The sequence below is a fragment of the Fodinicola acaciae genome (genome assembly GCF_010993745.1).
GTDB classification, from domain to species: domain Bacteria; phylum Actinomycetota; class Actinomycetes; order Mycobacteriales; family HKI-0501; genus Fodinicola; species Fodinicola acaciae.
Genome location: NZ_WOTN01000001.1, coordinates 2,219,095 through 2,238,841, shown reverse-complemented (window position 1 = coordinate 2,238,841; position 19,747 = coordinate 2,219,095). Strand labels below are relative to the sequence as shown.

Below are 19,747 nucleotides of genomic sequence, written 5' to 3'. Positions count from 1 at the left end.
TGCGCGTGTCAGTCGCTGAGGGAATGCTCGAATGGGACAGCTACGCCACCTGGTATCGGGTCACTGGCGATCTGCGGAGCGGCAAACCGCCGCTGGTCGTGCTGCACGGCGGCCCCGGATGCACGCACGACTACGTCCTGCCGCTTGCGGACGTGGCCGACAGCGGACGCGCGGTGGTGCATTACGACCAGATCGGCAATGGAAAGTCGACGCACTTGCCGGAGGCCGGCGCCGGTTTCTGGACGATCGAGCTTTTCCTGCGTGAGCTGGATCATCTGCTGTCCTTCCTGGGGATCGCCGATGGCTATCACCTGCTCGGCCAGTCGTGGGGCGGCATGCTCGGCGCCGAGCACGCCGTACGCCGCCCGGCCGGCCTGACGTCGCTGATCATCGCCAACTCACCGGCCTCCATGCGGTTGTGGCTGGCGGCTGCGAACGGCCTTCGCGAGAAACTTCCCGACGACGTACGGAAAACGCTGTCCGAGCATGAGGCGGCCGGCACGACCGACTCGGCGGCATACCAGGCGGCCACCCGCGTCTTCTATGACAGGCACGTGTGCCGGGTGCCGTGGCCGGACTACGTGGCGCGCACTTTTGCCGCTATCGAAGACGATCCGACCGTCTATCACACGATGAACGGACCGACCGAGTTCCACGTCGTCGGCACGCTCAAGGACTGGTCCATTGTGGACAGACTCGACCAGATCAACCGGCCGACGCTGCTGATCTCCGGCCGACACGACGAGGCCACACCGGCCGCGGTGCAGCCGTACGCGGACCGCATTCCGGACGTACGCTGGACGATCTTCGAGGACTCCAGCCACATGCCGCACGTGGAGGAACGGGAGGCGTACATGGAGCTGGTGCGCGGTTTCCTGGCAGAGCACGACTGATGGCCACCGGCGAGGTCTCCGGCGGCGAGAAGGCCCTGGAGGAGTTTGGCTATCAGCAGGAGCTGAAGCGGTCGCTGCGGCTGCGCGACCTGGTCATCTACGGCCTTGTCTTCATGGTGCCGATCGCGCCGTTCTCCATCTTCGGCGTGGTTTTCAACGCCTCGCAGGGCATGGTGCCGCTGACGTACCTGATCGGCATGGTCGCGATGATCTTCACCGCGCTCAGCTACCGGGAGATGTCGCGAGCCTTTCCGATCGCCGGCTCGGTCTACTCGTACGTGTCGCGCGGTGTCCATCCGATCGTCGGCTTCTTCGCCGGCTGGGCCATCCTGCTCGACTATCTGCTGGTGCCGACGCTGCTCTACATCATCGGCGCCGCGGCGCTGAACCCGTTGATCCCGGCCGTGCCACAGTGGCTGTGGGTCGTGGTTTTCGTCGTTTTCAACACGATCGTCAACTATCTCGGCATCGAGTCGACGGCGCGGCTCAACCGGATCTTCCTGGTCGCCGAGCTGATCGTGCTGGCGATCTTCGTTGTCGTCGGCATTATCGCGATCTCGCGCGGTGTCAACGGCGCGCATTTCTCGCTCCAGCCGTTCTTCCGTCCGGAGGTCGCGACACCGAGCCTGATCTTCGGTGCGCTGTCCGTCGCCGTCCTGAGTTTCCTCGGATTCGACGCGATTTCCACGCTGTCTGAGGAGGTGCGCGGCGACCGCAAGGTGGTCGGCCGGGCCACCGTCGCGTCGCTGATCCTGGTGGCCGTGTTGTTCATCGTGCAGACATACGTGGCAAGTCTGCTCGTACCAACGCTGACGTCCTTTCCGGCCGGCGACAAGACGAACACCGCTTTCTATGACGTGGCGCGGATCGCCGGCGGTGCCTGGCTGATGGTGACGGTCGCGGTGGCCTCCGCGCTCGCGTCAGCGGTCGCCAACTCGATGGCCGCACAGGCCGCCACTTCCCGGCTGTTGTTCAGCATGGCGCGGGACGGCCGGCTGTTCCGCTTTCTGGCCCACGTGAATCCGCGCCGGAAGGTGCCGGAGCGGGCCGTACTCGTGGTTGGCGGGATCTCGCTCGTGTTCGGGTTGGCGGCGGTCAGCCAGGTCGGTCTGGTCTCCCAGCTGGTGAATTTCGGCGCGCTGTTTTCGTTTCTCCTCCTGCATTTCTCCGTCGCGTACTACTACCTGCGCCGGGAGCGGAGCCGAAACTGGTGGCTTCATCTGGCGGTGCCGGCACTCGGCTTCGTGATCATCGCGTACGTGCTGGTCAACGCCGACATCCTGGCCAAGATCGGTGGCCTGGTCTGGCTGTTCGCCGGTGGCGTGGTCGCGCTGGTCCTGGTCCTGCGCGGCCGCACCACCGACCTCAAACTCGACGACTGACGGCCGCACGGCCACCATGCTTGCGTCCAACGCAAGCATGGTGGCCATGCGAACTTCTTACTGCAGGGTCATGGTGATCTTGTCGAGACCGGCGTTGTAGCCGGAGGAAGCGGCGTTCTTGGAGGCGACCAGGACGCTCAGCACGGTCGTGCTGTTGGAGCCCGGAAATACGACTACGTCGGTGAATTCCACCGTCTTGACGGCGGTCGTGGGGGAGTACGCGTCGAAGTAGTTGCCGCCGTGGCCGCCGAACTTCAGCTCAACCACGCCATAGTTCGGGCCGGTGGTGAGCAAGGCCGTGACGTGGTACGCGGCGGCGCTCGGCGACGGCAGGCTGATGGTGTTGGAGATCATTCCCTGGGTCTGGCCGCTGTCGACCTTGACCAGCATCTGCTTGCCGCCGGACCAGATCGATCCACTTTGCACGGTCGCGGTGGCCTGGAACGGGGTCGCGCCGGGGACCAGCGCCTCGCCTTCGGTGCTCGTACTGGTGGCGGCGGCCGCCGGATGTGCCGTGAGCAGGAGCGTGCCGGCGGCGACGGCGACCGCCACGAGTCTTGTTGCCCTGCCAAGGAATCTGCGCATGACGGGGTCCCTTCTTAGCGCTAAACCAGCGGGTCGGCGGGACAGTAACTGGACCGCACCTGATCCGTCAACGGCACGACCAAGAAAGCGCCAAGAAAGCCGCGCGGCATCGGGCAAGACGCGATCCAGGCGGTTGCAGTAAATGCAAAGAATTCATATACTGCAGACATGGCAATGAGCGCACAAGAGCGAGTGCAGGATGTGTTGGCCGATTTGACCGCCTCTGGCGCCGAAATCGGCGTCCAGCGACACGTTGTTTGATTCGGCCTCCGCCGGCAAGGGGATCTCGGCCGCCGCCGTGGCCGTCCTGGTCGACCGAGGCCTCCTCGACTACCAGGCCCCGGTGGCCCGCTACTGGCCGGAGTTTTCCGTTGCCGGCAAGGCGGAAGCGACGGTCGGGCAGGTGATGTCGCATTCGGTCGGGCTGCCGTGGATCGAGCCCGACGTCGATGTCGACGAGCTTCTCGACCAGCGCGCGATGGCGGCGCGGCTGGCCAGCCAACCGCCGGCCTGGCAGCCGGGGACACAGACGGCCTATCACGGTTGGACGTGCGGTGTGCTGGTCGCCGAGATCGTCAGGCGAGCCACCGGACGCGGTGCGGATGCGGTGCTGGCCGAGGAAATCGCGACACCGCTGGGAATCTCCGGTGCGCTCATGTTCGCCGCGCCGGAGACCGTCGTCAAGGCGACGGCCTACGACGGCGGCTGGGCCGCGATGATCGCCTCCCTGCCGGCGGACCTGCCACTTTTCCGTGCCGTGCCGAGGAAAGCGTTGGCGGCATGGCCGACCTGAGCAACGCTCCGGATGCGATGCGAGGCCCGAATCCAGCCATCGCGACGATGACGGCGCGCGCGGCCGCGCGAGTCTACGCGGCGTTGGCCGGCGATGGCGAGATCGACGGTTTTCGCCTGCTGTCCAAGGAAACCATCGACGAGGCGACCGCTGTGCGCACCACCGCCTTCGCCCCTGTGCTGGGCGGCCCAGTGCCGAAGTCATACGGATTCTTCCATGGCCACGATGACTACGAGATGGGATCCAGGGTCGCGTGCTTCGGCATGAACGGCTCCGGCGTCAGCCTGGCATTCGCCGATCGCGACCATCGGTTTTCCTTTGCCTTCACCCACAACCGGCTGACCGCGGGGCCAGGCGACAATGCCGGTCGGATCGTCGGGGTCGTACGCGACGCGCTCGGAGTGCCCGACCGTGGATGACGACCGCATTCCCGCGAACGTGTGGGGACTGACGGCGATTTTGTTGGTTGGCGGCTTCCCGTCGATGGCGACCTCGACCGTCGTCAATGTCGCGCTGGACGCACTCAGCCGGCAGTTCTCGGCACCGCTCGCGACCGTGCAGTGGACCGCCTCCGGCTATCTGCTGGCGATGGCCGCAACCGTGCCGGTCAGTGGCTGGGCGGCTCGGCGGTTTGGGGCGGGCCGGGTCTGGATCGCCGGTATCGGGATTTTCGCTCTCGCGTCGGCGTTTTGTGCGTTGGCCCCGAACATCGAGCTGCTGATCGTGGCGCGGATCCTGCTGGGAATGACCGGCGGGTTGTTGGTGCCGGTCGGCCAGATGATGGTGGCGACGATCGCCGGACCGCGCCGGATGGGCCGGCTGATGGCGGTGGCCAGTGTTCCGCTGGTGCTCGCGCCGGTGCTGGGCAGCACGGTCGGCGGCGCGCGGATCGTCTTCGCCGGACTGGTCGTGATCGTGGTGGGGACGGTGCCGTTGGCGCTCATCGGACCGGCCGACAGCTACTGGCGCGCTGCGCGGTCGTCCTGGTCACCGCCGCCGTACTCGTGCCGGCCGCCGTCCTCGTCCGTGCGGAACGCCGGCACAGAGCCCAAAAAACGGTGGCCCGCCAGCAGGTGCTGGCCGGCCACCGCTTGAGGCGAGGAATCAGACGTCGTAGTAGAGCGCGAACTCGTGTGGGGTCGGGCGGAGGCGGATCGGGTCGACCTCGTTCTCCCGCTTGTAGTCGATCCAGGTCTCGATCACGTCCGGAGTGAACACGTCACCGGCGAGCAGGTATTCGTGGTCGGCTTCCAGGGTGTCGAGCACCTCGGGCAGTGAGCCAGGCACCTGCGCGACCTCGGCCAGCTCCTCCGGCGGCAGCTCGTAGAGGTCCTTGTCGACCGGCGCTGGCGGCTCGATCTTGTTCTTGATGCCGTCCAGGCCCGCCATCATCATCGCCGAGAAGGCCAGATACGGGTTGCAGGACGGGTCCGGTACGCGGAACTCGGCGCGCTTGGCCTTCGGGTTGTTGCCGGTGATCGGGATACGCGTACAGGCCGACCGGTTGCGCTGCGAGTAGACCAGGTTGACCGGCGCCTCGAAGCCCGGCACCAGCCGGCGGTAGGAGTTGACCGTCGGGTTGGTGAAGGCCAGCAGCGACGGCGCGTGCGAGAGCAGGCCGCCGATGTACCAGCGCGCGGTGTCGGACAGGCCGGCGTAGCCGGTCTCGTCGTAGAACAGCGGCGAGCCGTCCTTCCACAGCGACTGGTGCGTGTGCATGCCGGAGCCGTTGTCACCGAAGATCGGCTTCGGCATGAAGGTCACCGACTTGCCGGCCGCGGCCGCGGTGCACTTCACGATGTACTTGTATTTCTGCAAAGTGTCGCCGGCGTTGAGCAGCGTGGAGAACTTGTAGTTGATCTCCGCCTGGCCGGGGGAGCCGACCTCGTGGTGCGCCTTCTCCACCACGATGCCGGCGTTGATCAGGTTGGTCACGATCTCGTCGCGCAGGTCCGCGTAATGGTCGACCGGCGGCACCGGGAAGTAGCCACCCTTGTACGCCGTCTTGTGACCGAGGTTGGCGCCACCCTCCTCGGCGCCGGTACGCCACGCACCCTCGACCGAGTCGATGTAGTAGAAGCCGTGCTGCGGTGCGGTGTCGTAACGGATCGAGTCGAAGATGTAGAACTCCGCCTCGGGACCGAAATAGGCGGTGTCGGCGATGCCGGAGGCGGCCAGGTATTCCTCCGCCTTCTTCGCGATCGTCCGCGGGTCACGCGTGTATGGCTCGCGGGTGAACGGGTCGACGATGAAGAAGTTGAGGATCAGCGTCTTCTGCGCGCGGAACGGGTCGACGAAGGCGGTCGTCGGGTCGGCGACCAGCAGCATGTCGGACTCGTGGATCTGCTGGAAGCCACGGATGGACGAGCCGTCGAAGGCCAGGCCCTCTTCCAGCACGTCGGCGTCGAAGAACCCCACCGGGACGGTGAAGTGCTGCATGATTCCCGGCAGGTCACAGAAACGTACGTCGACGAACTTGACGTCCTCTTTCTGCAGATACTCCAGGAGTTCCTCTTGGCTGGAAAACATCCGTCCTCCGTCGCGGTTCGATGATGAGTCCACGCTACGAACGCGGCGTTGCTCACCCGTATCCCCATTGTTTCGGGGAGGTTACGCCGACGGTGACGCTCACCATGCTCCGGCGCGCGGTCACCGTCTCGCTACGCTGGCAGTTGTGGACAGTCAGCGTAGCGATCAGATGACCGAGCCGCACCGCGGCGCTGACCTGGGTCTGCCGGCGGAGGGCGCCGGTGCGGTGGCCGGCTTCGGTCGTCGGCTGGCCGCGTTGGCGATCGACTGCCTGCTGTCGTTCTTCGCCGCGTTGCTGTTCACCCGGCCGCAGCTGCCCGGAGTGTGGTCGGCGGTCGTCCTGTTCGCGGAGTACACGCTGTTCGTCGGCTTCTTCGGCCAGACGGTCGGCATGCGGCTGCTCGGCATCGCCTGCGTACGGCTGCCCGACGGCGGCCGGCTGGGCCTGTGGCGTGCCGCCGTACGCGCGGCGCTGCTGCAGCTGTTCGTGCCGGCGGTCATCACCGACCGCAACGGCCGCGGCTGGCACGACCGCGCGGTCGAGTCGGTGATGGTGCGGACGAAATAGGGGGTCAGCCGCGCGGCGAGCGCGCGCCCTTGGGCATCCGCGCGCCCTTGGGCATCGGGCCCTTGGGGATCGGGATGTTGGGTCCGGAGATGGCCACCATCCGCTTCTCCAGCGCGGTCACCTGTTTCCCGGTGAGGTTGCGCGGCAGCTTCAGGAAATGTCGCTGCAACTTGTCCAGCGGCACCTGACCTTCCTCGGTGCCGACGACGACGCGATAGATCTCCACGTTGCCGGTGACGCGCGAGACCCGCTTCATCTCCTGGCTGAACATGTTCTTGAGCCGGTTGGGGTTGCCTTCGCCGACCAGGATGACGCCGGGTTTGCCGAGCACCCGGTGGATCATGTCCTGGCTGGCGTTGAACTGCACCGGCGTGTCCGAGGTGATCCAGCCGCCGCGCATCTGCTGCAGCACGCCGAGCGCCGCGCCGGGCTGGCCGGCGATCGAGTCGTACTGCGCCTTGGTGGCGCGCCGAGTGAAGATGATCATCGCGCCGAGCGCGCCGAGCGCGACGCCGATCGGGATCGTCTGACCCCAGTAGCCGATGAACAGGCTGACCACGACGGTCACGACGATCGGCGCGACGAAGATCGCCGCCATCAGCGGCACGAGCAGTTTGTCGCGCTTGCGGGTCATGCTGAAGATCTGCCAGATCAGCACCAACCGCTCGCGGAACTTGGTCAGGCGTTCGCGGAAGGTCGGCTTCTCCGGGTCTCTTGCCATGCGGCCAAGTCTAGTGACAACGCGCGTACGCGGACGCAGCCGGTCGGTGCCTAATCAGCCAGCCGAGCGGCGCGTTTACGGGCTCGTTCGGTCGCCTCTTCCTCGTCGAGCCTGGCGGCGACCTCCGGCGTCGGCGCCGTGCCGCCGAGCCGTGCCGGCAACCACCAGCGGTCGTCCTCATCGCGCGGTTTGTCGGGATAGGCCTCCTGTACGCGATGCAACAACGCGGTCATCCGGCGGCGCAGCTCGTCGTTGACGTCCTCCGGATCGACGCCTTTCGGCACCTCGATCGGCTCGTCGACGGCGACCGTCAGCGGAAACTTGTTACGGCCGAAGTCGCGCTTGCGGCCCTTGGTCCAGATCCGCTGCGAGCCCCAGACGATCGTCGGCAGGATCGGCACCTTCGCCGAGCGCGCCATCCGTACGGTGCCGGACTTGAAGTCCTTGAGCTCGAAGGACTGCGAGATGGTCGCCTCGGGGAAGACGCCGACGATCTCGCCGGCTTTCAACGCGGTCAACGCGGCGCGGAAGGAGGCGGCGCCGGCGTCGCGGTCGACCGGGATGTGTTTCATGCCGCGCATGAGCGGCCCGGAGACGCGGTGGCGGAACACCGACTCCTTGGCCATGAAACGGACGAGCCGTTTCGACGGCAGAGCGGCCAGGCCGGCGAAGGTGAAGTCGAGGTAGCCGACGTGGTTGATCGCCATCACCGCGCCTCCGCTGGTCGGCACGTTGTCGGTGCCCTGGAGGTCGAAACGCAGGCCCCAGATGCGGAAGACCGTACGCCCGAACGCGATCACCGGGGGATAGACGAGCTCTGCCATAGGGCGAGGTTAGATGAGCTTCCTCCGCGCGTCAGCAGGCAGCAGGGTGAGCGCGGTCTCGGCTTCCTGGCGCTGCCGTGCCCGCGCCACGCCTTCGCTCATCGCGATCCACGCATTACGTCGTGCCGTACGTTGGCCGCCGTGCGGCAGCAGCCGACCGAGTGACCACAAGAGGACGTCACCGAGTGCTGATGCCATTGCGACTCCGATCGGCTGGTACGAGACGTGCCACCAAGCTTCGCCGGGGATTGTTGCAGGTCGGTGACCTGGCCGTAACCACTGGTGACGTTTTCTGTGACAGACATCCCTTTTGTCGCGACGGTACGACTCCGCGCCTCAGGCGGAAGTGGCGCTGCCGTTGCCCATTCCGTTGGACGGTCCCGAACCCGCCGCCTTCACGATGCCGGCGATCAACATGTCGAGCCCCGCCTCGAAGTCCTCTTCCGGGTCGCCGGCGCTGATCGCCGGCAGCAGCCGGCTGAAATGCGGCACCTTCGCGTGGTCGAGACCGGTCAGATATGGCTCGAGCTGGTTGGCCTCGGCCTGCGTGCTGTACTCGCGCTCGAAGCCGCCGGTCGCCAGCAGCAGCGAACCGAAGACCAGGCTGTTCATCGCCGACAGCGACTGACGCGCCGTCACCTCGTCCATGCCTGCTTCGAAAAGTGCGGCGACGGCATCGTCCAGCGGCAGCAGCGACGCCGTCGAGAGGGGGTTGGCCTCGTCGCGTACGAGCGCCAGCGGCACCACCGGATGCGCCTTCATGGCGCGGTACATGTTGCGCGCGGTCTCGCGGATCCGCTCCGGCCACGGCTTGGCCGGGTCGGGCCGCTCGATGCTCGCCTGTACGCGCTCGGCGATGCCGTCCAGGATGTCGCTCTTGCTGGAGACGTGGTTGTAGAGCGACATCGCCTCCACGCCGAGCCGTTTCGCCAGCTTGCGCATGGACAGGCCGTCGATGCCCTCCTCGGCGGCCAGCTCCAGGGCGGCGTCGAGCACCTTCTCGCGGTTGAGCTCTCGTCGTGGCACTTGACAAAGCTTACACCGTACGTGTAAAGCTTACACTGTAAGCATACGGTGTAAGTAAAAGGAGTGAGACGATGATCGACGTGATCGTGGTCGGCGGAGGGCCGACGGGATTTTTGTTGGCAGGTGAGCTGAAGGTGGCCGGTGCGGAGCCGCTGGTCCTGGAGGCCGCGACGGACGCGCGCGAGCGGCGGTCGCGCAGTTTCGGCATGCGCGGCGTCAACGGCCGAAGCGTACAGACGCTGGCGTTGCGCGGCTTGGACGCGCCATTGGCCGCGGCTCAGCGGGCGATGTTCGCCTCGATGACTGCCGAGCGCGGGACGGACCCGGCAGACGTGGTGGACTCGCTGCTGAAGATGCTCGGCGAGGGCCGGGCGCGCGGCCATTTCAGTGGGTTGCCGCTGGTGACCGAGCCGAGCGACCTGCCGGTCTTCCTCGTACGGCAGCACAACCTGGAGCAGCTGCTGGCCGACTGGGCGGAGTCGCTCGGCGTGCCGGTCTGGTCCGGCTGCGAGGTCGTGGACGTCGTCGACGAGGGTGAGACCGTCGCCGCTGTGCTGGCCGACGGTCGTACGGTGCGCGGCTCGTATCTGGTGGGCTGCGACGGCGGCCGGAGCGTCGTACGCAAGTGCGCCGGCATCGACTTCGTCGGCACGGACGCGACGATGACCGGTCGTACGGCCGCCGCCACCGTCGCCGATCCGTCCGCCTTGCGGTCGAGCGTACGCAGCCCGGGCGGCTTGGTGAACCTGTCGATGGTGCCAGGCGAGATCGCCACCATCGAGTTCGACGGCGGCCCGGACGACCGGCACGCTCCGCTGACCGCCCTGGAAATGCAGGAAAGCATCCGCCGCGCGTCCGGCGTACCGGATGTCGTCGTGACGAGTTTCGACGGCGGCATCAGGTATTCCGACAACACGCGCCAGGCCACGTCCTATCGCCGCGGCCGGATTTTCCTGGCCGGCGACGCGGCGCACGTCCACTCGCCGATCGGCGGCCAGGGCCTCAACCTCGGCCTGCAGGACGCCGCGAACCTCGGCTGGAAGCTCGGCCTGGTCGTCCGCGGACTGGCTGATTCTTCGTTGCTGGACACATATGACGCCGAGCGGCACCCGGTCGGTGCGTGGGTCCTGCGCAACACGCGCGCTCAGGTCGCGTTGATGCGGCCGGGGCCGCAGGTGGACGCGTTGCGCGAGGTGGTCGCCGAGGTGCTGGCTTTTCCCGACGTACTCGACCATTTCGTGGCGATGGCCAACGGGCTGGAGATCGACTACGCGCCGTCGGATCCGTCGCAGGTCGGTCGGTTCTGGCCGTACGGCCGTCACGCGGGCGGCGTGCTGATCGGCGCCTCCGCGGCCGGTTACGACGACCGGATCGAGGTCACCGCCGGGCCGCTGCCGGACGGGGTGACCGGCCTGCTCGTACGACCGGACGGCTACGTCGCGTGGTCGTCGACCACCGGCGACGACCAGGGTCTGGCGGAGGCGCTGCAGCGCTGGTTTGGCAGGCCCTCAGCAGTTGCCGCCGCTCGGCTGTAGCGCTGTCGCCGCCGCTCGGCGGGCGTCGCGTAAGACGCGTCGCTCGGCGATCGTCGCGTAAACGGTGTCGCTCGGCTGCCGGCAGACGTACGTCGTTTGCCGTGCGGTGCCGCCGAGATGGCGTCGTTCGCCGAGGGCCGCGTAAACGGTGTCGCTCGGCAAGCGCCGCGTAGGAGTCGTCGCTCGGCGAGCGCCGGGCGACATGCGTCGTTGGCCGTTTGGTGCCGGCGAAATGGCGTCGTTCGCCGAGGGCCGCGCAAGCGGCGTCGTTCGGTGAGCGTCGTGTGAAGGCCGGCGTTGGCCGAGTGTCGCGGAATTTGTGGCGCTGGTCGATTGCCGCCTGATGTGCGTCGTTGGCCGTGCGGTGCCGCCGAGATGGCGTCGTTCGCCGAGGGCCGCGTAAACGGTGTCGCTCGGCAAGCGCCGCGTAGGAGTCGTCGCTCGGCGAGCGCCGGGCGACATGCGTCGTTGGCCGTTTGGTGCCGGCGAAATGGCGTCGTTCGCCGAGGGCCGCGCAAGCGGCGTCGTTCGGCGGGCGACGCGTAAAGGCCGGCACTCGGCGCGCCGCGACCCGAGGCAGGCGACGGCCAGCCCCGATGACGCCGGCGCGCGAGCGCTCGCCGGCGTCCGAAGGGCTGTCGGTCAGCCGCGGCTGAGGCCGAGGTCCACCGCGAGAGCACCGAAAACGGCGGCGGAGACACGCTGCAGCCAGCGCCGGAACCGCAGGCTGCCGGCGAGCAGGCCGGACAGCTTGCCGGCCGCCAGTCCGACGCCGGCGTCGATGCCGAGTCCGACCGTGATGAACAGCAGCCCGAGCGCCAGCAGTTGCACCGGTACGGGCCAGGCGCCGTGCGGATCGGTGAACTGCGGCATGAAGGCGAGATAGAAGACGATCACCTTCGGGTTGCTGACGTTGGTGAGCACGGCCATGCCGTACGTGCGGCTCAGCGGCCGCTGCTCCGGCCGCAGCTCAAGCTCCTGTTGCGCGAACGACGATCGCAACGTGCTCATCGCGAGATAGAGCAACACCGCGATGCCGACGACGCGCAGGACGTCCATGGCAGCGGGGAGAGCGATGAACAACGCGCTGAGGCCGGCGGCCGCGGCGAGCGTGTGTACGGCCATGCCGGTCGACATGCCGACGGCGGCGACGACTCCGGCACGTGGTCCGCCGGCGATGCCGTTGGCGACGATGTAGAACATGTCCGGCCCCGGCACCAGGCTGATCAGCGTGATGGCGACGACGAACGGCAACAACAGCTGCAGGTCCAATTAGTGGCTCCCGTCCACGAGGTTGGTGACGTTGTCAGCGTACGTCTGCCGGTACGCTCGGACAGTGCCGCGCGACACGCTGACCAGGGACCAGATCGTGGAGGCGGCGGTCGCCGTGTTGGACGCCGACGGCATCACCGGTCTGAACATGCGCCGGCTCGGCGCGCAGCTGGGCATGGCCGCGACCGCGATGTACTGGCACGTCAGGAGCAAGGACGACCTGGTCGTGCTGGCCGGCGACCACGCCTGGTCGCAGATCGAGCTGCCGGATCTGGCCACCACCGGCTGGCGCGAGGCCACGACGGTGCTCGCACGGGGTGCGTACGAGATGGTCAGCCGGCATTTCTGGCTGGTGCCGGCGATGAGCACGCACCTGGTCTACGGTCCCGGCAAGGCTCGCTATGACGACTGTTGCCTGGCCGCGTACGAGTCGGCCGGATTCACCGTGGCGGAGGCAAACCAGGCCGCCGCCACCGTGCTGATGTTCGTACTCGGAGCCGCGCAGGCCGAAGGAAGCGAGCAGGCGTTGCGCGCGCACGCGCGGCGCGGTGGCGGCGAGGAGGCCTTGCGCATCGCGATCGCGCGAGCCGAGGAGGTCGCGGGACGCTATCCGCGGCTGACCACTCACTCGACGTCGGCGGCCGGGATGGCCAGTCCGTTCGAGTTCGGCCTGGCCACGATCCTGGACGGCCTGGCTAGCCGAAGTGCGCGTTCGCGGCCGGCAGCGCGAGGAGAATGACGACCGCCAGGGTGCCGAGCGTGGTGAGCGCGAACCGTACGAGCACCAGCGGCCGGAGGATGGCCGGATAGGTCCGGCTGGCCGCGTCGACGATCGCGTACGCGTCGATGCCGGAGGCGGTCGTCGACTTCCGGAACACCGCGGCCGTGAAGCGCGCGGCGAAGACCTGGGTCGCGGTCACCAGGCCGCCGGCGACGACCAGCACCGGCGCGAGCACCCAGGTGGCGATCCGGCCGGCCTGGACACCGGCCAGGTTGACCGCCGCGAGCACGCCGATCACCACACCGATGGCCAGTGGCAACAGCATCTCGGTGGTGGTCTCGGCGAACCGTACGCGATGCGCCGCGAGCACACCCGCCGGGTGTCCCTGGCGGACCGCCTCGGCCTCGGCGGCGTGCTGAGCGGCGTCACCGTAACGGTGAGCGATCAGTGCGATGACAACGAAACTCGCCGCCAGCAGCAGCTGGAGCGCGGCGGCGATGGTGACCGGAACAGGCATGCCTATGGGTCCTCTCTTGAACTTAGTTCATGAACCATAAGACCTTTTTGAACAATGTGCAAGCGGTCTGGTGTCGGATTGGCACCAAAATGATGTGCCATGGATGACAGAAATATGTGTCATCTTCGTTGTCCGTGCTACGTTGCCAGGGTGGCCATGGATGACAAGCTCCGTTTCGCCGACCTGATCGGCCGGTTCTACGCACGTGAGTACGCGTTTCCGCCGATGGCCGGACGCCTGATGGGTTTCCTGCTGGTCTGCGATCCGCCTCGCCAGTCCATCGCCGAGTTGAGCGACGCGCTGCGAGCCAGTCGCAGTGCGATCACCGGCGCGGTGAAGATGCTGGAGGAGCGACGGATCGTCAGCCGGTGGCGCGAGGCCGGCGAGCGAGTCGACTCGATCGAGATCGACCCGAGCTGCCTGGTGCGGCCGCGAGGCTTCGACGGTGGCCTCTTCCATGAAATGGCGGCGCTTGCGCGAGAAGGCCTGACGCACCTGGACCACGACGCGCCGACGCAGACCGCGATGCTGCGCGAGGCGGTGGAATTCTACGAGTTTCTGGCCAGAAGGATCCCCGCTCTGGCCGATGAGTGGTGGTCGCAAAGAAAATCACGAGGTGAATAAATGGCTCATATCCGGATTCCGGTTGCTGACACCGCGCTGGACATCAACGACAGTGGCGATGGCCAGCCGGTCCTCTTCCTCAACGGCATGCTGGCACCGCAGACCGACTGGAAGCGCACGCTGCGTGAGCTGGGCGGTCGTTACCGTACGATCACCTTCGACGCGCGCGGCCGCGGAAAATCGGGGCCGTCAAAGGACTATTCGTTTGTCGGTGCGCTCGACGACGTCTCGGCCGTCGTGGCCACCACCGGCATCCGCCGGCCGATCCTGGTCGGCTGGTCGTACGGTGCCACGCTCGCCGTCCGCCATGCGGCGCGGCGTCCCGGCGAGATCGCCGGCCTCGTGCTTGTCGACGGCGGCATGCCTTTCCCGGCTTTCGGCAACGAGGAACAGGCTCGCATCCGCAAGCTGTTCGGCCGGATGGCGCCGATCATGTGGATCCTCCGGCTGATCGGCCGGACCAGCGTGCCGGCCAGGCAGGCCGCCGAGATCAACATCGAGAACTGCGACATCCTCGACCGGATCGCGCCGGATTTCGGCAGCATCGACTGCCCGATCACGTTCGTCCTCGGTACGAAGCGGCACACGGGCAGCACCGACGAGGAGGTGCGCAAGATGCGCGCGTCCGTCGCGCCGTTGGCCGAGAAACACGACCACGTCTCGGTGTTCGCGACGCTGCCGTCGTCGCACACCGAGATCCCGTTCAAGAACGCGGACACGCTCGCCGCCGCGATCGACGAACTTGCGCGAAAAGAGTCCGCACGGGCCACGTCCTGAGGAGTTTGACGTAGAAGCGTCAACAGCCAGGAGGTCGCAGCCCGGTGGACGGACGGCCAGCCGGCCGGTGTGGAGCGGGTCACGTCCGGCGCCGGCGGCGACGGCGCGTGCGACAATCGATCAGGTAAGAAGCAGTACGCGCTCCGGGGTCGGTGTAATTCCGAACCGGCGGTGATGGGCTTGACGGCCCTCAGTCCGCGACCCGTCCGCAGCCAGCGGCCGGTTGACCTGGTGAGAGTCCGGGACCGACGGTGAAAGTCCGGATGGGAGGATGCGCGCGACGCCACAGGCCTGCCTGTGGTGCCGCTTTCTGGCACCTGCCTGATCAACCCCGGTGACCATCGTCTGGCCGGGAGGCAGGATGTTCACTGGAATCGTGGAAGAGCTCGGCTCCGTGGTGAGCTGGAGCGATCTGGGTACGGCCGGGCAGCTGACGCTGCACGGGCCGACCGTCTCGTCGGACGCGAGACACGGCGACTCCATCGCCGTCAACGGCGTCTGCCTGACCGTCATCCGGACCGACGGTGAGCGGTTCACCGTCGACGTGATGGCCGAAACCCTCAAGCGGTCGACCGTCGGCGAGCTGCAGCCCGGCGACCCGGTCAACCTGGAACGGGCCGTACGCGCCAGCGACCGGCTCGGTGGACACATCGTGCAGGGACACGTGGACGACACGGCCACGCTGCTGCGCCGCGAGTCCGACGAGCACTGGGACATCGTACGGTTCCAGCTCGCCGCGGACACCGCGCGCTACCTGGCCGAAAAGGGGTCGGTGGCGGTCGACGGCGTGTCGCTGACCGTCTCCGGCGTCGGCGCCGACTGGTTCGAGGTCAGCCTGATCCCGACCACCCTCGGCCTGACCACGCTCGGCAAGAAAGAGCCGGGCCAGCGGGTCAACATCGAGGTCGACGTGATCGCCAAGTACGTCGAGCGGCTGGTGAGCGCGCGATGACTCCTTTTGACAGCATCGAGGACGCCATCGCCGACATCAAGGCCGGCAAGGCCGTCGTGGTGGTCGACGATGAGGACCGCGAAAACGAGGGCGACATCATTTTCGCGGCCGAGATGGCGACGCCCGAGCTGGTCGGATTCACCGTGCGGTATTCCTCCGGCGTGATCTGCGCGCCGGTCACCGCGGAGGAGGCCGACCGTCTCGAGCTGCCGCCGATGTATCACACCAACCAGGACCGCAAGGGCACCGCCTACACGGTCTCGGTGGACGCGCGCGAAGGCGTCCAGACCGGGATTTCGGCCGCCGACCGCGCACATACGCTGCGGACGCTCGCGGCGGTGCGTACGACCGCCGACGACCTGACCCGGCCGGGTCACGTCTTTCCGTTGCGCGCCAAGGACGGCGGCGTGCTGCGGCGGGCCGGCCACACCGAGGCGTCGGTCGACCTGTGCCGGCTCGCCGGCCTGCGTCCGGCGGCGGCCTGCTGCGAGGTCGTCAAGGACGACGGCTCGATGGCGCGGCTGCCGGACCTGATCGAGTTTTGCCGGGAACACAACCTGCGGCTGATCACCATCGCCGACCTGATCGCCTACCGGCGGCGCTCGGAAAAGCAGGTGGAGCGGGTCGTCGAGACCCGGATCCCCACCAAGTACGGCACTTTCACCGCGTACGGCTATCAGTCCACAGTGGACGAACGCGACCACGTGGCACTGGTCTGCGGCGACATCAGCGACGGCGAGAACGTGCTCGTACGCGTGCATTCGGAATGCCTGACCGGTGACGCTTTTGGCTCCCTGCGGTGTGACTGCGGTCCGCAGCTCGACGCCGCGCTGGCCGCGGTGCAGGCCGCCGGGCGGGGTGTCGTGCTCTACGTCCGCGGCCACGAAGGCCGGGGGATCGGCCTGATCGCGAAGCTTCGCGCGTACGAACTGCAGGACAAGGGCGCCGACACGGTCGACGCCAACACGTTGCTCGGATTGCCGGCGGACGCACGCGACTATGGGATCGGCGCACAGATTCTCGCCGATCTCGGTGTGCGTACGATGCTGCTGCTGACCAACAATCCGGCCAAACGAGCCGGCCTGGAAGGCTATGGACTGTCGGTCGTCGGCCAGGTGCCGCAGCCGACCCACGTACACGCGGAGAACATCCGTTATCTGCGAACGAAACGCGACCGGATGGGGCACGAGATCTTCGACCTGCCGGAAACGGGGGTGCTGTGAGCGGCGAGGGACGGCCGGCGGTCGAGCCGGTGGACGCCACCGGCCTGCGGCTGGGCATCGTGTCGACGCGCTGGAACCACCAGCTGACCGATGTTTTGCTGGAACGAGCGAGAATCGCCGCAGCCGAGTCCGGCGTGACGGACATCGTCGAGGCTCGCGTCGCCGGCTCGATCGAGCTGCCGGTGGTCGCGCAGGCCCTGGCGCGCCAGACCGACGCGGTCGTCGCGCTCGGAGTCGTGATCCGTGGCGGCACGCCACATTTCGAGTACGTGTGCGACGCGGTGACGGCCGGCCTGACGCGGGTGGCGCTGGACGAGAGCACGCCGGTCGGCAACGGCGTACTCACCTGCAACACCGTCGAGCAGGCCGAAGCCCGCAGCGGCCTGCCGGGATCGACCGAGGACAAGGGTTACGAGGCGACCATCGCCGCACTGGACTCCGCCGTGACCCTGCGCCGGCTGTCCGCTCCGGCACACCGCGCCGGCTTCGCCTAGAGAGAGTCGAAAACGCCGCCTGCGTCGTACACGACGTGGGCGGCTTTTCGTGTGTGGCGCCACTGGCTTGCATTGGCGCCAGTGATGGCGCCATAATGGCGTCATGGAGCTCAAGCCGTTCATCGACGCCGTACAACGCGAGTTGGTCGCGAGCGCGGCTGCCGGAGGCGACGACGCGCAGCGGTTGGCGCGGCAGCTTGCCGTGCCGCTGGAGTCGGCGCTCCGGCTCGCGCTGCTCGGTGCGCTCTCGGCCGCCGCCCAGGAGCTGACCGAGGAGCTCGCTCCGACCAGGGTTGACGTGCGACTTCGCGGTTTCGAGCCGGAGCTGGCGGTGACTCGGCAGCGCGCCGACCAGCCGGCGCCCCAGTCGGCTCCACAACCGGCTCCACAACCGGCTCCTCAGACGCCGTACGAGGCCGACGGTCCGACCGCGCGTATCAACTTCCGACCGCCGGGCGAGCTCAAGGCCCGCATCGAGGAGGCCGCGAGTCGCGACGGCCTCTCCGTCAACGCCTGGCTGGTACGTGCCGTTGGCGCCACACTTGGCGCCACAGGTCCGACCAAGGATGGCGCCACCGGTCGCCGTTACACCGGCTGGCTTCGCTAGTCCACTGATCATTTGGAGGCATCTGTCATGCCGACGTTCGACACGCCTGCGCCGATATCGCTGTTCCTGGAGCTGGACGGGATCGCCAGCCGGATCCAGCTCACCGCCACTGACCGCACCGACACGGTCGTCCACGTCGCGCCGTCGCGCGAGTCGCGAAAATCCAACGTACGGCTCGCCGAGCGCGCCGAGATCGACTTCGCCGAGGGCCGGTTGTCCGTGGTGACGCCGAAAAATCCGGATGCGCAGAGCGCGAAGGGCGTCCTCACCGAGCTTTTCGGCAGTGTCGGCTCGATCGACGTGACCGTCGAGCTGCCGGCCGGCTCGTCCGTACGCGGAAACGTCGCCGCGGTCGTGCTGCGGACCGAAGGTCGCCTGGCAGAGTGCCGGTTTGAGGCCTACCACGGCGATTTCGACATCGATCGGGTCGGTGAGCTGCAGTTGAGTACGCTCGCCGGTCAGATCGTCGTCGACGAGGTAGACGGCCCGGCGACCGTACGCAACGACCGTGGTGACACCAAGATCGGCGAGGTGGCCGGCGTCTTGCGCGTCACGGCCAGCAAGGGCGACGTGCACGTCGACCGTGCGGGCGGCGCCGTCGATGTCCGTACGACGCAAGGAAACATCCACGTCGGTGAGGTGTCCGCCGACCGCGTCGACCTGACGACCGCGGTCGGCGGCGTGGACGTCGGCGTACGGCCGGAGACACCGGTGTGGCTGGACGCGAACACGGTGACCGGGACCGTACGACGGTTTCTCGACGCCGTCGACAGTCCGGAGAAAGCCGAGTCGAGTGTGGAAGTGCGAGCGCGTACGCACAACGGCGACATCGTCATCCGCCGGTCCGACACGCCGGTGCCGCGGTGATGAGACGCGCCGTACGCGCCGGCTGCGTGCGCGGCCTGATCGAGCTGCGGCAGTCGTTCACCAGCGCGGCCGACCTCTGGGGCCATTTCTTCTGGCCGGCGCTGATGCTCGTCGCCCTGTTTTTCCTGCAGAAGAAGACGTTCGCGGCCACCACGTGGTCGCTGGGCGCGCTCGGGCTGCCCGGCATGCTGGCGATGAACCTGGCGACCAACGGCTTGCTGACCACCGCGGCTTTGCTCGCGATGGAACGCGAGGACGGCACTTTGCTGCGGAGCAAGGCGATTCCGCACGGCATGTCCGGCTATCTGATCGGCAAGGTCGTTTTCGTCGGTGGTTCGCTGATCGTCGATCTGCTGGTCGTGTTGATTCCCGGCGCGTTCATCGTCGGCGGTGTCAGCGTACGAGCCGAGACACTGCCATGGGTGCTGGCTTTGGGGATGGTGGCGACGATTCCGATCGGTGCGGTGCTCGGTGCGGTCACCGCGAACGCGCGCAATCTCAACCTGTTGCTCCTGCCGATCTTCGGACTGACCGCCGTCTCCGGCATCTTCTATCCGATCACCGCACTTCCCGGCTGGCTGCAGGGAATCGCACAGGTGTTTCCGCTCTACTGGCTGGGTTTGGGCATGCGGTCGGCACTGTTGCCGGCCGGCGCGGCGGCCGTCGAGATCGGACAGTCGTGGCGCCATCTCGAGACCATTGGCGTGTTGGCGGTCTGGAGTGCTCTGGGACTCCTGCTGGCGCCGGGAATGCTGCGGCGGATGGCGCGCCGTGAGTCCGGGTCGAGTGTCGCCGCACGCCGTGACAAAGCAATGCAACGCGTGAACTGACGAAGGA

At 67.5% G+C, this 19,747-nt stretch carries 24 protein-coding genes and 1 riboswitch; of the genes, 16 read left to right on the top strand and 8 right to left on the bottom strand.

Going from position 1 to position 19,747, the window contains the following annotated elements:
• Positions 1-5: 5 nt before the first annotated feature.
• Complete coding sequence (locus GNX95_RS10425; RefSeq protein WP_187369617.1) at positions 6-893, top strand: proline iminopeptidase-family hydrolase; 888 nt, start codon at positions 6-8, stop codon at positions 891-893.
• The gene (locus GNX95_RS10420) at positions 893-2,275 is read left to right on the top strand and encodes an APC family permease (RefSeq protein WP_163506893.1); all 1,383 of its coding nucleotides are present in this window, start codon (positions 893-895) and stop codon (positions 2,273-2,275) included. The genes GNX95_RS10425 and GNX95_RS10420 overlap by 1 nt, the downstream gene beginning before the upstream one ends.
• A 57-nt stretch (positions 2,276-2,332) precedes the next feature.
• Here GNX95_RS10420 and GNX95_RS10415 read toward each other — a convergent pair whose 3' ends face one another.
• Entirely contained in the window at positions 2,333-2,860 is a 528-nt protein-coding gene (locus tag GNX95_RS10415; protein WP_163506892.1) for a hypothetical protein, read from the bottom strand.
• Positions 2,861-3,083: 223 nt separating this feature from the next.
• On the opposite strand from GNX95_RS10415, the gene GNX95_RS10410 reads away from it, so the two are divergent.
• Genes GNX95_RS10410 through GNX95_RS10400 form a run of 3 tightly spaced genes read left to right on the top strand, consistent with a single transcriptional unit; the run spans position 3,084 to position 4,748 of the window.
• Positions 3,084-3,653 carry a serine hydrolase domain-containing protein gene (locus GNX95_RS10410; protein WP_281356916.1) on the top strand — a complete coding sequence of 190 codons (570 nt, stop codon included), beginning with the start codon at positions 3,084-3,086 and terminating at the stop codon, positions 3,651-3,653.
• Positions 3,641-4,072, top strand: a complete 432-nt coding sequence (locus GNX95_RS10405; RefSeq protein ID WP_163506890.1) for a serine hydrolase domain-containing protein — start codon at positions 3,641-3,643, stop codon at positions 4,070-4,072. Before GNX95_RS10410 ends, GNX95_RS10405 begins: the two co-directional genes overlap by 13 nt.
• Positions 4,065-4,748, top strand: a complete 684-nt coding sequence (locus GNX95_RS10400) for an MFS transporter (protein WP_222853495.1) — start codon at positions 4,065-4,067, stop codon at positions 4,746-4,748. The genes GNX95_RS10405 and GNX95_RS10400 overlap by 8 nt, the downstream gene beginning before the upstream one ends.
• A 9-nt stretch (positions 4,749-4,757) precedes the next feature.
• Here GNX95_RS10400 and glnA read toward each other — a convergent pair whose 3' ends face one another.
• Positions 4,758-6,182, bottom strand: coding sequence for a type I glutamate--ammonia ligase (glnA, locus tag GNX95_RS10395; protein WP_163506889.1), 1,425 nt, complete (start codon positions 6,180-6,182; stop codon positions 4,758-4,760).
• Between the two features lie 145 nt (positions 6,183-6,327).
• Between glnA and GNX95_RS10390 the strand changes: the two genes are divergently transcribed.
• Complete coding sequence (locus GNX95_RS10390) at positions 6,328-6,750, top strand: RDD family protein (RefSeq protein ID WP_163506888.1); 423 nt, start codon at positions 6,328-6,330, stop codon at positions 6,748-6,750.
• A gap of 4 nt (positions 6,751-6,754) precedes the next feature.
• On the opposite strand, the gene GNX95_RS10385 is transcribed toward GNX95_RS10390, so the two are convergent.
• The 4 genes from GNX95_RS10385 to GNX95_RS10370 all read right to left on the bottom strand — a co-directional run bounded on the left by GNX95_RS10385 (position 6,755) and on the right by GNX95_RS10370 (position 9,321).
• Positions 6,755-7,471, bottom strand: coding sequence for a DUF4191 domain-containing protein (locus GNX95_RS10385; RefSeq protein WP_163506887.1), 717 nt, complete (start codon positions 7,469-7,471; stop codon positions 6,755-6,757).
• A 50-nt stretch (positions 7,472-7,521) separates the two neighbouring features.
• Positions 7,522-8,295 (bottom strand): lysophospholipid acyltransferase family protein, encoded by a 774-nt coding sequence (locus GNX95_RS10380; protein ID WP_163506886.1) that lies wholly within the window; start codon positions 8,293-8,295, stop codon positions 7,522-7,524.
• Positions 8,296-8,304: 9 nt separating this feature from the next.
• Complete coding sequence (locus GNX95_RS10375; RefSeq protein WP_163506885.1) at positions 8,305-8,493, bottom strand: hypothetical protein; 189 nt, start codon at positions 8,491-8,493, stop codon at positions 8,305-8,307.
• 138 nt (positions 8,494-8,631) lie between these two features.
• The gene (locus GNX95_RS10370; protein ID WP_163506884.1) at positions 8,632-9,321 is read right to left on the bottom strand and encodes a TetR/AcrR family transcriptional regulator; all 690 of its coding nucleotides are present in this window, start codon (positions 9,319-9,321) and stop codon (positions 8,632-8,634) included.
• Positions 9,322-9,392: 71 nt separating this feature from the next.
• Here GNX95_RS10370 and GNX95_RS10365 point away from each other — a divergent pair, with 71 nt between their 5' ends.
• A complete protein-coding gene (locus GNX95_RS10365) occupies positions 9,393-10,856 on the top strand; it encodes an FAD-dependent monooxygenase (RefSeq protein ID WP_163506883.1) in 1,464 nt (487 codons plus the stop codon).
• Between the two features lie 642 nt (positions 10,857-11,498).
• Here GNX95_RS10365 and GNX95_RS10360 read toward each other — a convergent pair.
• Positions 11,499-12,128: a LysE family translocator gene (locus GNX95_RS10360; RefSeq protein ID WP_163506882.1), complete on the bottom strand. Its 630-nt coding sequence runs from the start codon at positions 12,126-12,128 to the stop codon at positions 11,499-11,501.
• Between the two features lie 64 nt (positions 12,129-12,192).
• Here GNX95_RS10360 and GNX95_RS10355 point away from each other — a divergent pair, with 64 nt between their 5' ends.
• A complete protein-coding gene (locus tag GNX95_RS10355) occupies positions 12,193-12,867 on the top strand; it encodes a TetR/AcrR family transcriptional regulator (protein WP_163506881.1) in 675 nt (224 codons plus the stop codon).
• On the opposite strand, the gene GNX95_RS10350 is transcribed toward GNX95_RS10355, so the two are convergent.
• Positions 12,824-13,366 carry a hypothetical protein gene (locus tag GNX95_RS10350; protein ID WP_163506880.1) on the bottom strand — a complete coding sequence of 181 codons (543 nt, stop codon included), beginning with the start codon at positions 13,364-13,366 and terminating at the stop codon, positions 12,824-12,826. The genes GNX95_RS10355 and GNX95_RS10350 overlap by 44 nt on opposite strands.
• A gap of 156 nt (positions 13,367-13,522) precedes the next feature.
• On the opposite strand from GNX95_RS10350, the gene GNX95_RS10345 reads away from it, so the two are divergent.
• The 8 genes from GNX95_RS10345 (at position 13,523) to GNX95_RS10310 (ending at position 19,740) form a co-directional block, all read left to right on the top strand.
• On the top strand, positions 13,523-13,990 hold the full coding sequence (locus GNX95_RS10345) for a GbsR/MarR family transcriptional regulator (RefSeq protein ID WP_246281564.1): 468 nt from the start codon (positions 13,523-13,525) through the stop codon (positions 13,988-13,990).
• Positions 13,991-14,767 (top strand): alpha/beta fold hydrolase, encoded by a 777-nt coding sequence (locus tag GNX95_RS10340; RefSeq protein ID WP_163506878.1) that lies wholly within the window; start codon positions 13,991-13,993, stop codon positions 14,765-14,767. It abuts the gene before it with no gap.
• 134 nt (positions 14,768-14,901) lie between these two features.
• A riboswitch (FMN riboswitch) is annotated at positions 14,902-15,046 on the top strand.
• An 82-nt stretch (positions 15,047-15,128) separates the two neighbouring features.
• Positions 15,129-15,719, top strand: coding sequence for a riboflavin synthase (locus GNX95_RS10335; RefSeq protein ID WP_163506877.1), 591 nt, complete (start codon positions 15,129-15,131; stop codon positions 15,717-15,719).
• A complete protein-coding gene (locus GNX95_RS10330) occupies positions 15,716-16,942 on the top strand; it encodes a bifunctional 3,4-dihydroxy-2-butanone-4-phosphate synthase/GTP cyclohydrolase II (protein ID WP_163506876.1) in 1,227 nt (408 codons plus the stop codon). The genes GNX95_RS10335 and GNX95_RS10330 overlap by 4 nt, the downstream gene beginning before the upstream one ends.
• Positions 16,939-17,436: a 6,7-dimethyl-8-ribityllumazine synthase gene (ribH, locus tag GNX95_RS10325; RefSeq protein ID WP_163506875.1), complete on the top strand. Its 498-nt coding sequence runs from the start codon at positions 16,939-16,941 to the stop codon at positions 17,434-17,436. Before GNX95_RS10330 ends, ribH begins: the two co-directional genes overlap by 4 nt.
• A 103-nt stretch (positions 17,437-17,539) precedes the next feature.
• Positions 17,540-18,043 carry a toxin-antitoxin system HicB family antitoxin gene (locus GNX95_RS10320; RefSeq protein ID WP_163506874.1) on the top strand — a complete coding sequence of 168 codons (504 nt, stop codon included), beginning with the start codon at positions 17,540-17,542 and terminating at the stop codon, positions 18,041-18,043.
• Positions 18,044-18,070: 27 nt separating this feature from the next.
• Positions 18,071-18,910, top strand: coding sequence for a DUF4097 family beta strand repeat-containing protein (locus tag GNX95_RS10315; protein ID WP_163506873.1), 840 nt, complete (start codon positions 18,071-18,073; stop codon positions 18,908-18,910).
• Positions 18,910-19,740: an ABC transporter permease gene (locus GNX95_RS10310; protein ID WP_163507971.1), complete on the top strand. Its 831-nt coding sequence runs from the start codon at positions 18,910-18,912 to the stop codon at positions 19,738-19,740. Before GNX95_RS10315 ends, GNX95_RS10310 begins: the two co-directional genes overlap by 1 nt.
• The last annotated feature ends 7 nt before the right edge of the window (positions 19,741-19,747 follow it).